Origin of the sequence: Bacillus sp. B25(2016b) (assembly GCF_001679765.1) — a bacterium.
Lineage (GTDB): Bacteria > Bacillota > Bacilli > Bacillales > Bacillaceae_G > Bacillus_A > Bacillus_A thuringiensis_K.
Window position 1 is genome coordinate 3,940,812 of sequence record NZ_CP016285.1, and the last position, 17,339, is coordinate 3,958,150.

The window sequence follows — 17,339 nt, forward strand, 5'->3', positions numbered from 1 at the left end:
TAGGAAAATATTCCTACTGCTTACTTTGTTTCACGGTGTAACGTAGACTTCTTGTCACGCTTGCAATACTTTTTAAGCTCGATACGCTCAGCGTTGTTACGTTTATTTTTCTTTGAGATATAGTTACGATCTCCGCATTCTGTACATGCTAGAGTAATATTCACACGCATTCTTATTTCCCTCCAGTACTAATAACTTAAATCAGACTATACTATAATACCACTTTTAAAATAAAAATTCTACACCTTTTGATATTGTCTAATTTTTTCTATAAGATTTTTCATGTTTTCCCTTGCTATTACTGGGTTTCTAGCATGTGAATACACCAAAAACTTTGGTTGTTTTGTGTCAGAAACGATATAAGACCACTCTTTTTCAGTATATTTGAACTGTACTCCTTCAAATATACCTTCTCCCTTCCTTTCCATATCATCCAATAATTTCCTCATAATTTCTCCTTTTTCATTCCATGAACATACCACTTCATCATAAAGTAAATAGAGCGGAGGTGATTGCTCTACTATGCTGAGAAACTTTTTTCCTTGCAATGCTATTAGCTCAAATAATTTTCCAATTCGATATAAAATATCTCGCTTCCACCTTACTTGAAACGACTTTCTTTCATCCTGCGTATAAAATAGAAGATAACATTCTCCTAACTTCAAAGACATTGGGTAAATATTTCCTGTCGATTCGAGTAAGAAATCCGGAATATCTACCTCTTCCAAATCTGTACCTTGGTAAATATTACTATGTTTATCGTATAACTCGAAATGATTTCCTTGCTCAGAAAACATAAGAGCCATATTCGCTTTACTTGATTTCATCAAAGCTTTCACATGATCTTTTTGTTCGCTTGCATAAATCCATGTAACTGTACAACCAAGTCTTTGCAGAAAGAGCATGAGTAAATGTTGCAACGTATCATTTCTCTTATTAATAAGAAGATGAAACTTCTGCATCTGTATTTTCTCGATATCAATATGCTCCAATATAACTTCTATATACTCATTCATAGAAACATGAACCAGCTTATTACGCCCCATTTCTTTCTCATGCACGTAATAAAACAATTCGGACATATATACTTGTTCTATCTCTTTTTGCTGCTTATACGTTAACGGCATGCCAGCTTGACCGTATAACTTTATAACAATCTCATTCCCATTCTCCACTTGAATGAAAACACCACCTGCACATTGCAAATGATGAACACTATATTGAAAAAGTGACTCGTTCATTTCTTTACATTCCATCGTATGAATCCCTATACCATGAATAGCATGTAAAAATAAATTTTTATAAGAGGTTGTTTCTATATTTTCTTGACTTCCAATTAATATACTTTCTCCTTTTGTAAAAAGAGAACCATACGCCATCGCAATCTTCACGATAAACTGGGGAGTAATTTCAACATTCCCTCTTCCTACAATGCGGCTTTTTTGTAACCACCCTGCACTCATTTCACTCTCTTGAATACCAGCCGCTCCTACTATCGAATGACTATCAATCGCCTTATAAGGCCATAGTTTTCCTTTTTGCTTAATTACCGTACTTCTCCCGATATGACAGTGATCCGCTACAACGCTTTTTTGAAACAGTGTAACATCATCTTCAACTATTGTACGCTCTCCTATTGTCGTTTCTAATAGTTCACAATACTTCCCAATGTGGGCATTTGCAAAAACAATACTCTTTTGAAGATGAGAATAATTTGAAACGATACTATTTTTCCCAATAATAGAATATGGCTCAATTACAGCTCCTGTACCAATCTTTGCTCCTTCTCCAATAAAAGAGGGGCCATGAATTTTCGTCCCTTTACCAATCGTCACCCCTTCTCCCATCCATACCATCGGTAATACTTCCGTATAAGGAATAGGTACTTGTAACTTTTTCGTTAACAAATCAAATTGTGCTTGTCGATATTGATTAAATGTGCCGATATCTAACCAATAACCTTCTGACAAATATGCGAATAACACATTTTTGTTTGCCAATAGCGGAAACACATCATGACTGAAATCAAAAAATTGCCTAGGCGGTATGTAAGAAAAGATTTCTGGTTCCATAATATATATGCCTGTATTCACAACATTAGATACTACCTCATTCCAGCCCGGCTTTTCTATATATCGTGTAACCTCCTGGTCTTTATTCATTACAACCAATCCAAATGAGAGTGGATTTTCTACTTCTTTCACAAACATTGTTACCATTCTTTTCTTTTGTTCATGAAACCCAATTCCTTCTGATAATTGAAAGTCAGTTAATGCATCCCCGCTTATCACAACAAATGTTTCATCTAAAAATTGTTCTGCTTGTTTAATACTCCCTGCTGTGCCAAGCGGAGGAGAGTCTTCAAAATAATACAAGTTAACTCCCCATTTACTACCGTCACCAAAATATTGCTTAATGGTCGTACTCATATATTGAACAGTAATTGCAATTTCACGAATACCATGCTGGCGTAATAACTCAATATTATATTCTAAAACTGGTTTTTCTAATAATGGTAACATCGGCTTTGGAGTATTACATGTTAATGGCCTAAGGCGTCTTCCTTTTCCTCCAGCTAAAATAACCCCCTTCATATACTTCAGCCTCCACTTATATAATGTTCAATAACTCCATATACCATATGTATATTCCCTATCCCACATGAACTAGCAGCATAAACTTGATTAGTTAAACAAATCCTCATTTAGAAGACCATATAATTAAATTTCTCACCTATAAAAACGTACGTTTCAAACAACAAGAAAGCGCTTACTATTAATTGTTAAATAATACTTATTAACGACAAACATATATACTAATTTTTCCATTATATTATGATACATCTTATCATCATAAACTAAAGGAAACAACGAGCTTTTTTTGTCATGTTTTGACTAAAAAAAGCAGGTGATTTCTCATCACCTACTTTAATTCCTACTCATTCAATAAATAATGCTTTCCTTTTACTAAATAAAAGACATTTTCAGCAATATTTGTAATATGATCTGCTACACGCTCAATATATCTCGCGACAAATGATAATTGTGTAATTTGCGTAATTGCTTCTGGTTGTTCCGGAACTGAAGATATAAACTCACGAATTGCTTTTCCATATATTTCATCAACGGAATCATCCATTTCAGCAATTTGTTTCGCAAAAGTTAAATTTTCTTGTTCATATGCTTCTAACGCTAAATGCAACATCTCATTTGCAACCGCAAACATTTCATCCAGGTTGTGCAAACTAACAGCCACTTCTTTTTCCCCAAGACGAATTGTAGCCTTTGCAATATTAACAGCATGATCTGCAATACGCTCTAAATCTGTCGCTGTTTTAATTGAAATAAAAATCCTTCTTAAGTCACTTGCTACAGGTTGCTGCTTCGTAATGAGCATAAGCGCAAGATCGTTTATTTCCTCTTCTAAATTATCCATGCGGTAATCACCATCAATGACCTCTAACGCTTTCTCTACATCCCTTGTATGCAGACCTTCCATAGCAATCAATAAAGCCGCATTTGCTAATTCTCCAAGCTCGATCACCTTTTGCTGTAACGCTTTTAAATCACCTTGAAACTGTTCTCTTACCATTTTTCTTCCCCCTCAATATTATGTGCCATTATATAAAAGTGAAACTTTAATCAACCCTCATCAATCGGGCTTTTATAGGCAGCAAGATCCCCTCCCTAACTTCTTTGCTTTCGCTAAATTTTAAGGTGGGGGGCTTACTGCCTGCAAATAGCGGGGCAAATCTCCTACATAGCCTCTTGCGCTTGTAATAAACCTTAAGATAAGGAGAAGTATTACTTCTCTATTAACAGTAAGATAAAATAAGAAATGCCCTCTGTTAAGAGGGCATTTGCTCTTAGCTTTGAAACGATATCAACCAAAGCGACCTGTAATATAATCTTCTGTACGCTTATCTGAAGGAGTCGTAAATAATTTGTTTGTATCTGTATACTCCACAACTTCCCCGCTTAAGAAGAAAGCTGTTTTGTCTGAAATACGCGCTGCTTGTTGCATATTATGCGTTACGATAACAATACTAAAATCTTTCTTTAGCTCTTGAATTAATTCTTCTACTTTTAATGTTGAAATTGGGTCTAATGCCGATGTTGGCTCATCCATTAAAATAACGTCTGGCTCAATAGCTAAGCAGCGTGCGATGCATAGACGCTGTTGCTGTCCACCAGATAAACCATATGCATTATCGTGCAAACGATCTTTTAACTCATCCCAAATCGCTGCTCCACGTAAACTTTTTTCAACAATTTCATCTAATGCCTTTTTGTCACGAATACCATGGATTTTTGGACCGTATGCTACATTCTCATAAATAGATTTTGGAAATGGATTTGGCTTTTGGAACACCATTCCTACATGCGTTCTTAATTCTTCAACTGGATATGATTTATCAAATATATTGCGTTCTCTATACTCAATTACACCTGTAGTTCGAACGATCGGTACTAGCTCTACCATGCGATTTAATGTTTTTAAGTAAGTTGATTTACCACAGCCACTTGGACCGATAATGGCTGTAACTTCATTCTCATGAATACTTAAATTAATATCTTTTAAAGCATGGTCTTCCCCATACCATAAATTTAAGTTTTTCGTATCAAATACTACCTTCTTTGGCGCAGTCTCGATTTTCTCTTCGTTTTTCACCTGTACATTTACTACTGTTGCTACCATTTGAATTCCCCTTTCATCCACTTCCAACTTATTTTCGATTTCGTAACCATAAAACAAATATATTAATAAATAGCAACAAACCTAACAAAACAATCATCCCAGCTGCTGCTACATACTGAAATTCTTCTTTTGGCCTACTCATCCAATTAAAAATTTGAATTGGTAGAACTGTAAATCTATCAAACATACTAAATGGAACATAATTTGCAAACGCAAGTGCCCCAATAACTAATAGTGGTGCAGCTTCTCCAATTGCTCTTGATATCGCTAACGTACAGCCCGTTATAATCCCTGGGAAAGCATATGGCAATACAATTTGATACATCGTTTGCCACTTCGTAGCACCTAATCCGTAAGAACCCTCTAATAATACACTTGGTACTGATCGAATTGCTTCTTGACTCGCCACAACAACTGTTGGTAAAACGAGTAAACTCATCGTCAGTGCTGCTGCAACTATACTCTCTCCTAAATGAAGAGCATATACAAAAATAGTTAAACCAAGCAATCCAAATACAACGGATGGTACTCCTGCTAACGTTTGATTATTAATCACTATTATTTTTTTAAATAGAGATTCCTTCGCATATTGCTCTAAATAAAGTGCTGTTCCAACTCCAAATATAAAAGAAACAGGTATAACAATACTCATAAATAATATTGTCCCTGACAAAGCTGCAGCAATACCAGCTTCTTTCGGATTACGTGAAGCGAAATTTGTAAAGAAATCTATTGAAAGATAACTTATACCTTTTTCAACAATTTGAAACAGTAACAAAAACAAAATTACAATTGAAAATAAAATTGCTATATAAAATAACAATTTGTAAATTCGATCTTTTAAAAAGCGTGATGCCATGTTTTTTTGTATTTTTTTATGATTCAACATTCGCATATTATGTCATCCTCCTAAAACGGCGCATAATTGACTGCGAAATGATGTTCATAATAAAAGTAAACAAAAATAACGTTGCACCTACAGCATACATGCTGTAATACGTAATCGTTCCATGCGGAGCATCACCTAAACTTACTTGTACAATATAGGCTGTTAACGTTTGAATAGAATGTGTCGGATCAAGCGATACATTTGGTGTGGATCCTGCTGCAATTACAACAATCATCGTTTCACCAATTGCACGAGAAGCCGCTAATATAATTGCTGCCATAATCCCTGTAAAAGCGGACGGAAACACCACTTGTTTTACCATTTCAAACCGCGTCGCTCCGAGTGCTAATGAAGCTTCTTTCGTCCCTTTCGCCACAGCTCTCATCGCGTCTTCAGATAGAGATGCAACTGTAGGCATCATCATAAATCCGATAACGATTCCTGGACTAATCGCATTAAAAAACTGTAAGTCTGGTATAATCCTTTGTAAAAGTGGCGTAACAATTGTTAATGCAAAAAAACCATATACAATTGTCGGGATACCTGCTAATAGCTCTAACATCGGCTTTAATATTTTCCGTGCACTATTTGAAGCATATTCGCTTAAAAATACGGCACACGCTAAACCGATAGGAATTGCTACAAACATAGCAATTGCTGTTACAAGGAACGTTCCACATATAAGTGGTAATATGCCGAATTTAGGATCTTCAAAAAATGGTAACCATTCTTTCTCCGTCAAAAAGGAGTATAATGATATTTTTTGAAAAAACATGATTGTTTCATTAGAAAGCGTAAAAACAATTCCAAGTGTCGTCACAATAGAAACGCTAGCAATTATTTTTAGTAATAAAGGTACTATTCGATTGATTCGCTGCGTTTTTTTTCTTTGTTTTGTATTTCTTTCAATCAAATGTTGTACAGAAAATGTAATTTGACTTTTGTCATTATGAGCCAAAGATGAAAACCCCTTTCCACCCCGACATTACCTTTTTATTTCTGTTAACATACGCAGCTGTTCATTGTATTTTTCTTTTCGTAATTTTACATACCCGACCTCTTCAGCGAGGTTACCGACATGCTGAATCATAAACTCAACATAGTTTGCTACATTCATTTTATTTCGGATAGATGCATTATTCACATAAGCAAGTAGCGGCCTAGATAACGGCTTATACTTACCTGATTGAATGGTCTCTTTCGTCGGAAATACACCATTTACTTTTATTGCTTTCACCTTATCTCGATTAGCCATATAATAAGCATATCCTACAAAAGCAATGGCATGTTTATCATTCATTACCCCTTGCATAATAACTTGATCATCTTCAGACAAAGAGACTTTTTTTACAATGCGATGATTTTGTAAGATGACATTTTGAAAATAATCATACGTACCAGAGTCTACGCCTGGTGCATAAAACTTCACTTGTTCACGTGGCCATGTTGAATGAATTTGTGACCATCGCTTCTCTCTTCCATCTTCACTCCAAAGTAGTCGTAACTCGTCTACTGACATATCGTCTACCCATGTATTGTGGCGATTCACAACAATCGTAAGACCGTCGTTAGCAACCTCAAAAGGTGTGAACTGAATAGAGTTTTTCTTCATTTCATTTTTCTCGACTTGTTTCATTACTCTCGAAGCATTATTTATATCTACTTCTCCTTTACTGAAACGATTAAATCCTCCCCCAGTTCCAGAAATACTGATGGAAATTTTCACGTCTGGATGCACCTTTGTATATTCCTCCGCTACTGCTTCTATAATAGGAAAAACCGTTGAGGATCCATCAACTCTCACTTCTCCCGTATCATTTAAAGCAAATGCAGTAGACATTTCAAAACAGAGGAACCATATTGATAATACGAAAATTTTAATAGGTGTACGCATCCATTTCACGTGTTCTTCCTCCTAGAAGTAACCGGAAATAACAGGATTACAGATATAAGAATACTGCTAAACTATTAATTCGGTTTTAATTGTTTGTAAAAGTTTTGTAAAGTTCCACAAAAATCAACATACGATACAATTTTAATTCATTAGTAGCTATTCATTTCCTCTGATGATTTCCCTATAAAATATTTATCCCCTATCCCACCATATACAAGTATCATTTATACGGCCGCGCTTTTTCCAATGTTGTATACTTGTCCACATTTATTACACGATATGCATAAACCATAAAAAAAAGCACACTATCTTTTCAGATAGTGTGCTTTTTTACAACTTTTTTATTCATCATCTTGATCTTTATTTTTATTGTCTTTATCATCTTTTGAAGCTTGACCATTTACTTCTTTGTTTTTCAAATCAAAGTAAGCATCCATAATTTCACGACCAATATATCCATTAATACCAGTCTTATCATCATGTACCCACGGAACGACAACAGAGAATGCTACTTCTGGATCTTCAAGTGGCGCATAACCTACTAATGTTAAGTTATATGTTTCCACACGTTCACCGTTTGCCTTTCTACCAATCTCTTTATCTCCGCCATACACAGTTTGCGCGGTACCTGTCTTCCCTGCCGCTTTATATTTTGCACCTGTAAAGTATTTTGTAGCTGTACCACCCGAATCATTATACACTTGTCTAAATCCTTCTTGAACGCGTTTAATTTGCGATTCCGGCATATCAACACGATTTAATACTTTCGGTTCCATAGATTGAACAACTTTCCCAACTTCATCTGGTTTCACTGCCGGTTGACGAATTTCTTTTACAACTTGTGGTTGCATACGATATCCGCCATTGGCAATCGTCGAAATATATTGCGCTAATTGAAGCGGTGTATACGTATCATACTGTCCAATTGATAAATCTAGTAAGAAACCTGGTTGACTACTTCTACCCATCTGACCAGCAGATTCATTCGGTAAATCAATTCCTGTTTTTACACCAAGTCCAAACTGTCCGAAATAATAACGCATCGTATCAAATGCTTTTTGAGGTATATCTAACGTACCACCTCTCACATACTGAACACCGGCAATATTCATCGCTGTTTTAAACATATAAACGTTAGAAGACATTTTTAAAGCTGTAAGGTCATTAATATATCCCATCGTTTTCCAAGACGACTTCGTAGGTGTACCTTTTAATTTAATTGGTTCATCCAATTGTACTGCCCCTGGTTGAATCGCACCAGTTTGATATCCAGTAAGTACTGTTGCACCTTTTACAGTTGATCCCATCGGATAAGAACTTGTCATGGTACCTAATGCAAAGTCATTTACTTTCGTTTGGCCATCTTCGTTAACTAATTGTTTCCCCGCCATAGATAAAACTTCACCATTTTTTGGGTTCATCATTACAACGAATGCGCGATCTAAAAGAGGTTCGCTTCCTTTAAACCTCATTAAATTCTTCGCAAGAATATCTTCCACGCGCTTTTGTAATTCCATATCAATTGTTAAGTTCAGGTCATTACCACTTTGTCCTTTTGATACATTAATCGTTTCTAAAATATTACCGTTTTTATCTGTAACATTTCTAACTTCTGCTTTCGTACCGTGCAGACTATCTTCATACTGTTGTTCAAGATAACTTTTTCCTACTCGGTCATTTCGATTATAGTCACGAACAAGATAGTAATCTAGTCTTTCTCTCGGTAAGCCTTCATCAGATGTCGACACCCCACCAAGTACACTTCGGAATAAATCATCGTACGTATATTTTCGCTCCCAATCAACATTCGTATCTACACCTGGTAATGCTGCTAGGTTTTCACTAATAATCGAATATTCCTTTTCTGTAGCATCCTTTTTAATAACTTGAGGTGTCATTGCATATCCGCCGTCCATCTTACTTTTAATCGCTAGTATTTCTAGATCTTTTGCGGATAATTGATTAATCTCTTCTTCTGTTACACGACTTCTCTGACGCTCGTCTAATTCTTTATCATCAATTTTTTTATCTTTAAACTCTTGACGATCTTTATTCGTAATTTTTTCTTTAGCTTCCTCTTTATGCATAGCAAGCCAATAATCTTTTTTATCGCGATCTGTTAATTTATCTGTCGGTACTTCAATCAAATCTGCTAGCTTTTTCGCTGTTTCTAAGCGATCTTCTGCAGTTGATCCTTTCATTTTTGTAAATGTAATAGTACGAACGGCTGCATTATCTACTACAGGTCGCCCATAACGGTCAAATATTTTCCCACGCGGTACAGGATTACTTATCGTTGAGTTTTCTTTCTTCTCCACTTCATTCTTATATTCTTCACCGCGAACAATTTGTACATATCCGAGCCTTACAATAACCGCGGAGAACATTAAAAACACGCAGAAAAACAGCACGTTTAACCGAAAAGGAACGTGGGTCTTTTTCTTATTTTGCTTCTGCTTCTTGCTCATACAAACCCCCTCTACCAACAGCTATGTAATGTGAAAGGGACACCTTCTACAGGTGTCCTCACTGCTGTCTTACATCTTTTTCTATTCTAGCATAAAACAAACGAGAAGTTAACCTTCTGGTTCAGTTTGGTTTTGCGCGTTCCCTTGCGTTACAACACTTGTTTTACTCGCATTTCCCTCATCATATTTGACATTTTTAACTGCAAAATAAATAAGAAAATGTCCAGCACCTAAAATACATAATAAGTAAGGTAAACTTTTTTCAGGTGGAAAGAATAGTACAGCACATAAAAAACTTAAAATGGAACAGATTCTTCCGGCGTTTAACCACAGCTCCCGAACAACGACATATTCCACACGCCATTCTCTCGCATTTTTCGCTCTACCAATTACGTCATATGTCATTGATCCGTACGGAACAAGTAAAATAGGATATGCAACCGCAATACATGCCGCATAAATAAGTAATTTCGTGTATGTAACATTGAAAATGACTAAAAAGACGACAGCATATAAAATAATGCCCCCAAGTAAAATTGCTTTTTTTCGCCACTCTTTCTTTAACATACGAGCAACTAAGTAATAACATACAAAGGATACAGCAGAGTTAACTAAACTGTATTTTCCTAATGCGAACTCACTATTAGTTGCTAAATAAACATATACTGAAATGACAAAAATAAACGTTCCTTCTCTCAATCCTTGGAAAAAATGAGCTCGTGTAATCTTTCCCCAATTTTTATCAATCCGTCGTTCTTTCAATACTTGCACGATTTCATAACGCCCTTCACATTCTCTTTTAGATAAAAAGAAGCTTAAGACGACAGCAATTGCAAATAGAACTAATGAAAGAAAGAATATAACAGTATAACCACTCCATTTCTCCATACGTGAAATTGTGTATCCTGCTGCTATTGGTCCGATCATCCCAGAGAAGGATGTAAGAAGTCCAAGAAACCCATTAAAGAAATCTCTTGTTTCTGGTTCTGTAATTTCAAATGTCAATAAGTTAAAAGCCAACCAGTAAAAACCGTATCCTACTCCTAAAAGAGCCCCCATTAATAAAATATACTGAGAAGCACTTTTTCCTGCTACTAAGACAACGATAAAAAAAATTGCGAGCGTTCCTACCCCTATCCGTAATAAAATCGAGCGATCGATACGTTTCGCTAATTTCCCCCCTACAAGAAATGTGAGAGGCTGTAATACCACGCTGGCTAAATTATACAAGCCAAGATTCACATAATTTTGTGTTTGTTTCCATAAATAAATATTTACAAACGTATTCGATAAAGAAATTGCGAGCGTGTATAAACCTCCTATAAGGAGCAATAACACTAAATCCCGATTCACTTCAACGTCACCAATTATATGTTTCCATTTCATACACAACTCTCCTTTACTTCATGTTCTAGTCTTCCAAAGACAAGCCCAATTATGTAAAAGGAAAGCATAGAAAAAAGCTAGGGGCTCTCCCCTAGCTTTTTCTATATTTATTACAATTATTTTGCTTCTTGGTAACGTTTTTCAGCAGCGTTCCAATCTACAACGTTCCAGAATGCACCGATGTAGTCTGGACGACGGTTTTGGTAGTTTAAGTAGTAAGCATGCTCCCAAACATCTAAACCGATAACTGGCGTTTTACCTTCAGTTAAAGGAGAATCTTGGTTTGGAGTGCTTGTTACTTCTAACTCACCATTGTTTACTACTAACCAAGCCCAACCAGAACCGAAGCGAGTTGCGCCAGCTTTTGCGAATTCTTCTTTGAATGCATCGAAGCTACCGAATTTTGCTTCAATTGCAGTTGCAAGTTCACCTACAGGTTGTCCTCCGCCGTTTGGAGATAGGATTGTCCAGAAGAATGTATGGTTAGCATGTCCGCCACCATTGTTACGTACTGCTGTACGGATTGCTTCTGGTACTTCGTTTAAGTTCGCAACTAATTCTTCTACGCTTTTGTCAGCTAATTCTGCATGACCTTCTAAAGCAGCGTTTAAGTTTGTAATGTACGTGTTGTGATGTTTTGTATGATGGATGTTCATTGTTTCTTTGTCAAAGTGAGGCTCTAAAGCATCATACGCATAAGGTAAATTTGGTAATTCGTGTTTTGCCATTGTTATATTCCTCCCAGTTTATGTATTGCCACTTAAGTGACATACAACTTCATTCTACCCTAATTGCCATAGGGTGCAAACAAATAAATCACATTGTCTTGCTATCATTAAAGTAGCAAAATTCCCACTTCTTTTCAATTAAAATGCTCATATATTCCGTAAAAAAAGCTTCCTTCTACAAGGAAGCTTCCTGCTAACATAATAAACATGTGAAATGGATATGGACCCTGTAGGACTCGAACCTACGACCGGACGGTTATGAGCCGTCTGCTCTAACCAGCTGAGCTAAGGGTCCACAATTATGTATGTAACAACATATCAAATAAAGGAATTCCTATCGGATATGCCCTTTAAGAAAGGTAAGATAAATTTACCATATAGAAAAGAAAAGTGTCAATTGTATTTTTCTTATTTAAAAGAAGAAAGTTAATAAAAAGAAATTTAGTTATCTCCACTATATGTAAATATAATATATCTTGAGATTCTCTAGATTCCTACGTTACAATGATTTTATACATACATAAAGGAAGTGAATCTATGTCCATATTTACCCAATTCGTAAAAAGCATATACTCGCCTAAAGATATGGCGCTATTCCGTTTTCAAAAAATCGGTAAAACCATTTTGTATATTATGCTACTTTGCTTAATTACTACTATTCCAAGAACTTTTTTGTACGGTAGTTTTATCCAGGATGGTGTAGGCATGGTAAATCAAGTCATCGATAAAGATTTACCTGATTTTAAAATTGAAAATGGCGAACTAAAAGCCGATATTGATCAACCTATTGAAAAAGAAGAAGGAAATGCACTTTTCGTATTTGATCCAAATTCAACAGACCTAGAAAAATATCAAAATAAAACAGGTTTATTTGTTTTAAAAGATAAAGTAGTCTCTATGGGAAATGGTCAAACACAAACGTATTCTTATAACGATTTGTTAGGTGCATCTCTTGAGAAAAAAGATCTACAAGAATTTATTTCTTTATTCGATAATATTTACCCAATTTTATTATTTGTTATTGGATTTTTAGTGTACCTATTCCAATTATTCATCACTTTTGTAGGCGTGACTTTACTTGCGTTCATCGGTTCTGCTATGAGCGGTCAACGTAAACTATCCTATAAACAAGTTTGGACACTAACTGCATATAGCTACACAATCCCAACCATTTTCTTCATGATTATGGATTTATTCAAAATCGTCGTACCTGGGGCAACGTTCATTTATATCGCTGTTGTTTTAATCGTTCTATACTTAACGATTAAAGAGGTACCCAAACCGAAAGAAAAATAAAAAATGCCTAAATAGGCATTTTTTTTTTGGACAAGCATATATTCCTAGCAAAGGAGTGAAGAATATGAAGAGATTAGGTATATTCCTATTCGTGCTTGTTCTCGGTTATATATTTTATTACGATATAAAAATCGGTACTTTACCGATGTTAAGTGCATATAAAAAAACAACTACTGCTCAAACGATTAAAAAAGAAAACACAGACAGCCAACAAAATAAAGAGAACAAAACAGAAAAAGAAACGGATGTATCTTATAAAACAATTGAAGTAAAAACTGGTGAGACAGTTCTTTCTATTACAGAACAAATTAATAAGAAAAAAATTCCTTCCATAGAAAAAGTCATTGACGACTTTAAACAATTAAACAAAAGTACATCTGCTACAAAAATACAAATTGGAAAGTCTTATAAATTCCCCTTATATCAATAAGCTATCACTTAATCCTTGTCAATTACATAAAGGCGCTGATACAATAGTAAAAGTGAAACTGAGTACTTCGGTTTCTATAGCCCTATATCACGTATACTATCATTGATATGAGGGACTAAATAAGAAACTTCTTTTATAAGGAGAGCGATCTATTCGTGAATGAAATGACTCATCGTACAAAAACACGTCCAGTTAAAGTCGGTAATTTAACAATCGGCGGTAATAATGAATTAATTATACAAAGTATGACAACAACAAAAACACATGATGTTGAAGCAACAGTTGCTGAAATCAAGCGTTTAGAAGAAGCCGGCTGTCAAGTCGTGCGCGTTGCCGTTCCAGATGAACGCGCAGCAGATGCTATTGCTGATATAAAAAAACAAATCAACATTCCACTTGTTGCTGATATTCATTTTGATTATCGCCTTGCTTTAAAAGCAATTGAAGGTGGCATCGATAAAGTACGTATCAATCCAGGTAACATCGGTCGTCGCCATAAAGTAGAAGCTGTTGTAAATGCAGCAAAAGAGCGCGGTATTCCAATCCGTATTGGTGTAAACGCTGGTTCATTAGAGCGTCACATTTTAGAAAAGTACGGGTACCCAACTGCAGATGGTATGGTCGAGAGCGCGCTACATCATATTAAAATTTTAGAGGACTTAGATTTCCACGATATTATCGTATCTATGAAAGCCTCTGATGTTAACTTAGCAATCGAAGCATATGAGAAAGCTGCTCGCGCTTTTGATTATCCATTACATTTAGGTATTACAGAATCTGGAACATTGTTTGCCGGAACTGTAAAAAGTGCTGCTGGTCTTGGAGCAATCTTAAATAAAGGCATCGGAAATACATTACGTATTTCATTAAGTGCTGATCCAGTTGAAGAAGTAAAAGTTGCTCGTGAACTATTAAAATCATTCGGTCTTGCATCTAACGCAGCAACACTTATCTCTTGTCCAACTTGTGGTCGTATTGAAATCGATTTAATTAGCATCGCTAACGAAGTGGAAGAATACATCTCTACACTTCAAGTACCAATTAAAGTCGCGGTACTTGGTTGCGCTGTAAATGGCCCTGGTGAAGCTCGTGAAGCTGATATCGGTATTGCCGGTGCACGTGGAGAGGGATTATTGTTCCGTAAAGGGCAAGTCGTTCGTAAAGTACCAGAAGAAACAATGGTAGAAGAACTGAAAAAAGAAATCGACGTAATTGCTGCTGAAATGGCTGCTGAACGAGAAAAAGAAAAAGAGACGCAAGAACAATAAAAAGAAGGTTGCCACAATATTTGTGAGCAACCTTCTTTTCTACGTAAAAAAGCTCGTCAGTTATATAACCGACGAGCTTTTACTTTGCACATTTTGGACAACGACCATATATTTCAAACTTATGACCCGTTACTTCATAACCGGTAAAATCTTTATTCATAAAATCCATTGGGCAGGAAGTAATCTCTTTCGTTCCTCCACAATCCAAACAAATAAAATGATGATGATGTTCCATAATAGAACAAGTAAAACGAAAATGTTTTTCACCATTTAATTCCGTTTGTTCTAAAACACCAATCTCAGCAAAAACTGTTAAGTTACGATAAATCGTATCAAAACTAAGCCCTGGATAATCATCTTTCATATGCTCTAAAACATCTTTCGCAGTTAAATAACGATTATGTGCTGCAAATAATCTGAGCATCTCTTCTCTTTTTCCAGTATGTTTGTATCCTTTTTCTTTCATTAGGCGTAAAGCTTCTGTTAGATTCATACCTATCCCTACTTTATGCAGTTTTTTTCTTCTTCCATAAAATCGCACCGATTAAAATAAGAACTGCTATCATAACAACTGTACCACCTGGCGCTAGATCAAGTTGATACGAAGCAAACATTCCACCAATTACTGCAATTTCACCAAATAAAATGGAAAAGAAAATTGTTTGTTTAAATCCTTTAGCAATACGAATACTTGCTGCAACTGGTAACGTCATTAATGATGATACGAGAAGAACCCCTACTACACGCATTGATACTGCAATGACAAGAGCAACTAATATAATGAAAATAAAGTGAATCCATTTCGCTCTTAAACCAGTTGATACTGCGTATTCCTCATCAAATGATAATAGAAACAGCTCTTTATATAATAAAATAATTGTCGCAACAACAACAATTGCTACAATCCCAATAATAATTAAATCTGTACTTGTTACAGCACTGACACTACCAAATAAATAACTAAATAAGTCTGTGTTAAATCCATTTGCAAGTGAAATGAAAATAACTCCAACCCCCATCCCTGCCGAAAGGATAATCGGAATTGCTAATTCTTGATAGTGCTTATATACAGTTCGTAACTTTTCGATTAGTAGCGCTCCACCAATCGAGAAAATCATCCCCATATATAAGGGGTTTAAAAATCCACCTGTAAAAATGGTTTTTTCAAGTAATAAACTTGCTGCAATACCCGATAACGTCACGTGACTTAATGCATCCGCAATAAGAGATAAACGACGAATAACAACAAACACACCAATTAGTGGTGCAACAAGTCCAATTAAAATACCTGCGTATAAAGAATTACGTAAAAAGTCATATTGTAAAAAATCTTGTATCATTATATCCTCCCGTGATGCTCATGTTCGTGTTCTAAACGATGAACATGATGTCCATATAAAACGGACATTTCTGCATCTTCTAACTCTCGGAACTTCTCTACATTTCCATGGAAATGTAGATGTTGGTTTAGGCATGCAACATGTGTTACTTTTTCAGTAACAGCTCCCATATCATGAGTAACAAGAATTAATGTGATCCCGAGCCTTTTGTTTAAATCCTCTAATATTTCGTAAAAACTTTCCACATTTTTCACATCGATTCCAACAGTAGGCTCGTCCAAAATAAGCAATTCAGGATCACTAACGAGCGCACGAGCAATAAATACACGCTGTTGCTGTCCACCAGAAAGCTCTCCAATGTTACGACCTTGAAACTCACTCATCCCTACATCAGCAATTGCTTTTTCTACCTTTTTCTTATCCTCTTTTGTGAAAAAGCGAAAAAGCCCTTTTTTCGAAACAAGTCCCATTGACACAACTTCAGAAACAGTTGCTGGAAAACCAGAATTGAAACTATTTGCCTTTTGGGATACATAACCAACTTTGTTCCATTCCTTAAACTTCTTACTATCAACGCCAAACACGCGAATGCTTCCTTCTTTTGGCTTTAAAACACCTAATAAACACTTAAGTAAAGTTGATTTACCTGAACCATTCGGTCCCACTAAACCTAAAAAAACTCCCTTCGGAACTTGCAAATTAATATTTTCTAACACATTCCGATCTTCGTATCGGAATGTTAAACCTTCAATTTCTAATATATTATTCATAGCATCTCACCTATTTTAATTCAGAATGATTCCGATTTATATCTATTTGAATTATAGTACAGCTTATTATAGTTGTAAACCAATCTGCCTAAAATATATCTATTTTTTCAAGAAACCTTACTATTATAACAAAAAGCAGAGAAAAATTCTCTGCTTTCGAAAAATATTCCTA

The 17,339-nt window shown here is 35.5% G+C and carries 16 protein-coding genes and 1 tRNA gene; 3 read left to right on the forward strand and 14 right to left on the reverse strand.

The genetic code is table 11. The features are described from left to right. Positions 1-20: 20 nt before the first annotated feature. From rpmG to BAQ53_RS20190, 11 genes are all read right to left on the reverse strand, one after another. Entirely contained in the window at positions 21-170 is a 150-nt protein-coding gene (gene rpmG / locus BAQ53_RS20140) for a 50S ribosomal protein L33 (protein ID WP_001265616.1), read from the reverse strand. A gap of 69 nt (positions 171-239) precedes the next feature. Then, complete coding sequence (locus BAQ53_RS20145) at positions 240-2,594, reverse strand: sugar phosphate nucleotidyltransferase (protein ID WP_208906194.1); 2,355 nt, start codon at positions 2,592-2,594, stop codon at positions 240-242. A gap of 340 nt (positions 2,595-2,934) precedes the next feature. Then, positions 2,935-3,591 carry a phosphate signaling complex protein PhoU gene (phoU, locus tag BAQ53_RS20150; protein ID WP_000251240.1) on the reverse strand — a complete coding sequence of 219 codons (657 nt, stop codon included), beginning with the start codon at positions 3,589-3,591 and terminating at the stop codon, positions 2,935-2,937. A 291-nt stretch (positions 3,592-3,882) separates the two neighbouring features. Then, positions 3,883-4,698 (reverse strand): phosphate ABC transporter ATP-binding protein, encoded by an 816-nt coding sequence (gene pstB, locus BAQ53_RS20155; protein ID WP_000226680.1) that lies wholly within the window; start codon positions 4,696-4,698, stop codon positions 3,883-3,885. Between the two features lie 28 nt (positions 4,699-4,726). Further along, complete coding sequence (pstA, locus tag BAQ53_RS20160) at positions 4,727-5,593, reverse strand: phosphate ABC transporter permease PstA (RefSeq protein ID WP_001242558.1); 867 nt, start codon at positions 5,591-5,593, stop codon at positions 4,727-4,729. Position 5,594: 1 nt separating this feature from the next. Next, positions 5,595-6,545, reverse strand: coding sequence for a phosphate ABC transporter permease subunit PstC (pstC, locus tag BAQ53_RS20165; protein WP_000940914.1), 951 nt, complete (start codon positions 6,543-6,545; stop codon positions 5,595-5,597). Between the two features lie 27 nt (positions 6,546-6,572). Then, positions 6,573-7,490 carry a PstS family phosphate ABC transporter substrate-binding protein gene (locus BAQ53_RS20170; protein ID WP_000871823.1) on the reverse strand — a complete coding sequence of 306 codons (918 nt, stop codon included), beginning with the start codon at positions 7,488-7,490 and terminating at the stop codon, positions 6,573-6,575. 332 nt (positions 7,491-7,822) lie between these two features. Beyond that, complete coding sequence (locus tag BAQ53_RS20175) at positions 7,823-9,949, reverse strand: peptidoglycan D,D-transpeptidase FtsI family protein (RefSeq protein ID WP_000038991.1); 2,127 nt, start codon at positions 9,947-9,949, stop codon at positions 7,823-7,825. 108 nt (positions 9,950-10,057) lie between these two features. After that, positions 10,058-11,335: an MFS transporter gene (locus BAQ53_RS20180; RefSeq protein WP_000871387.1), complete on the reverse strand. Its 1,278-nt coding sequence runs from the start codon at positions 11,333-11,335 to the stop codon at positions 10,058-10,060. 116 nt (positions 11,336-11,451) lie between these two features. Beyond that, a complete protein-coding gene (gene sodA, locus BAQ53_RS20185) occupies positions 11,452-12,063 on the reverse strand; it encodes a superoxide dismutase [Mn] (protein WP_001052031.1) in 612 nt (203 codons plus the stop codon). 221 nt (positions 12,064-12,284) lie between these two features. Then, positions 12,285-12,358 (reverse strand) — tRNA-Ile (locus BAQ53_RS20190). A gap of 242 nt (positions 12,359-12,600) precedes the next feature. Between BAQ53_RS20190 and yqgB the strand changes: the two genes are divergently transcribed. From yqgB to ispG, 3 genes are all read left to right on the forward strand, one after another. Further along, positions 12,601-13,359, forward strand: a complete 759-nt coding sequence (gene yqgB / locus BAQ53_RS20195; RefSeq protein ID WP_000021894.1) for a protein YqgB — start codon at positions 12,601-12,603, stop codon at positions 13,357-13,359. Positions 13,360-13,423: 64 nt separating this feature from the next. Next, a complete protein-coding gene (gene yqfZ, locus BAQ53_RS20200) occupies positions 13,424-13,789 on the forward strand; it encodes a protein YqfZ (protein WP_000825404.1) in 366 nt (121 codons plus the stop codon). Positions 13,790-13,953: 164 nt separating this feature from the next. Continuing rightward, positions 13,954-15,057 (forward strand): flavodoxin-dependent (E)-4-hydroxy-3-methylbut-2-enyl-diphosphate synthase, encoded by a 1,104-nt coding sequence (ispG, locus tag BAQ53_RS20205; protein WP_153577907.1) that lies wholly within the window; start codon positions 13,954-13,956, stop codon positions 15,055-15,057. A 79-nt stretch (positions 15,058-15,136) separates the two neighbouring features. Here the strand turns inward: ispG and BAQ53_RS20210 are convergent, their stop codons facing one another. The 3 genes from BAQ53_RS20210 to BAQ53_RS20220 are packed head-to-tail and all read right to left on the reverse strand — an operon-like array spanning position 15,137 to position 17,167. After that, positions 15,137-15,550, reverse strand: a complete 414-nt coding sequence (locus BAQ53_RS20210) for a Fur family transcriptional regulator (RefSeq protein ID WP_001054516.1) — start codon at positions 15,548-15,550, stop codon at positions 15,137-15,139. Positions 15,551-15,563: 13 nt separating this feature from the next. Continuing rightward, positions 15,564-16,397: a metal ABC transporter permease gene (locus BAQ53_RS20215; RefSeq protein WP_208906195.1), complete on the reverse strand. Its 834-nt coding sequence runs from the start codon at positions 16,395-16,397 to the stop codon at positions 15,564-15,566. Beyond that, positions 16,397-17,167: a metal ABC transporter ATP-binding protein gene (locus BAQ53_RS20220; protein WP_208906196.1), complete on the reverse strand. Its 771-nt coding sequence runs from the start codon at positions 17,165-17,167 to the stop codon at positions 16,397-16,399. The genes BAQ53_RS20215 and BAQ53_RS20220 overlap by 1 nt, the downstream gene beginning before the upstream one ends. Positions 17,168-17,339 lie beyond the last annotated feature (172 nt).

Bases quoted from the DNA above. Each gene is read 5' to 3' on its own strand.
- phoU (WP_000251240.1), bottom strand. From the start codon at position 3,591: ATGGTAAGAGAACAGTTTCAAGGTGATTTAAAAGCGTTACAGCAAAAG.
- BAQ53_RS20175 (WP_000038991.1), bottom strand. From the start codon at position 9,949: ATGAGCAAGAAGCAGAAGCAAAATAAGAAAAAGACCCACGTTCCTTTT.
- BAQ53_RS20145 (WP_208906194.1), bottom strand. From the start codon at position 2,594: ATGAAGGGGGTTATTTTAGCTGGAGGAAAAGGAAGACGCCTTAGGCCA.
- BAQ53_RS20215 (WP_208906195.1), bottom strand. From the start codon at position 16,397: ATGATACAAGATTTTTTACAATATGACTTTTTACGTAATTCTTTATAC.
- BAQ53_RS20220 (WP_208906196.1), bottom strand. From the start codon at position 17,167: ATGAATAATATATTAGAAATTGAAGGTTTAACATTCCGATACGAAGAT.
- ispG (WP_153577907.1), top strand. From the start codon at position 13,954: ATGACTCATCGTACAAAAACACGTCCAGTTAAAGTCGGTAATTTAACA.
- pstB (WP_000226680.1), bottom strand. From the start codon at position 4,698: ATGGTAGCAACAGTAGTAAATGTACAGGTGAAAAACGAAGAGAAAATC.
- sodA (WP_001052031.1), bottom strand. From the start codon at position 12,063: ATGGCAAAACACGAATTACCAAATTTACCTTATGCGTATGATGCTTTA.
- pstA (WP_001242558.1), bottom strand. From the start codon at position 5,593: ATGCGAATGTTGAATCATAAAAAAATACAAAAAAACATGGCATCACGC.
- yqfZ (WP_000825404.1), top strand. From the start codon at position 13,424: ATGAAGAGATTAGGTATATTCCTATTCGTGCTTGTTCTCGGTTATATA.
- yqgB (WP_000021894.1), top strand. From the start codon at position 12,601: ATGTCCATATTTACCCAATTCGTAAAAAGCATATACTCGCCTAAAGAT.
- BAQ53_RS20210 (WP_001054516.1), bottom strand. From the start codon at position 15,550: ATGAATCTAACAGAAGCTTTACGCCTAATGAAAGAAAAAGGATACAAA.
- BAQ53_RS20180 (WP_000871387.1), bottom strand. From the start codon at position 11,335: ATGAAATGGAAACATATAATTGGTGACGTTGAAGTGAATCGGGATTTA.
- rpmG (WP_001265616.1), bottom strand. From the start codon at position 170: ATGCGTGTGAATATTACTCTAGCATGTACAGAATGCGGAGATCGTAAC.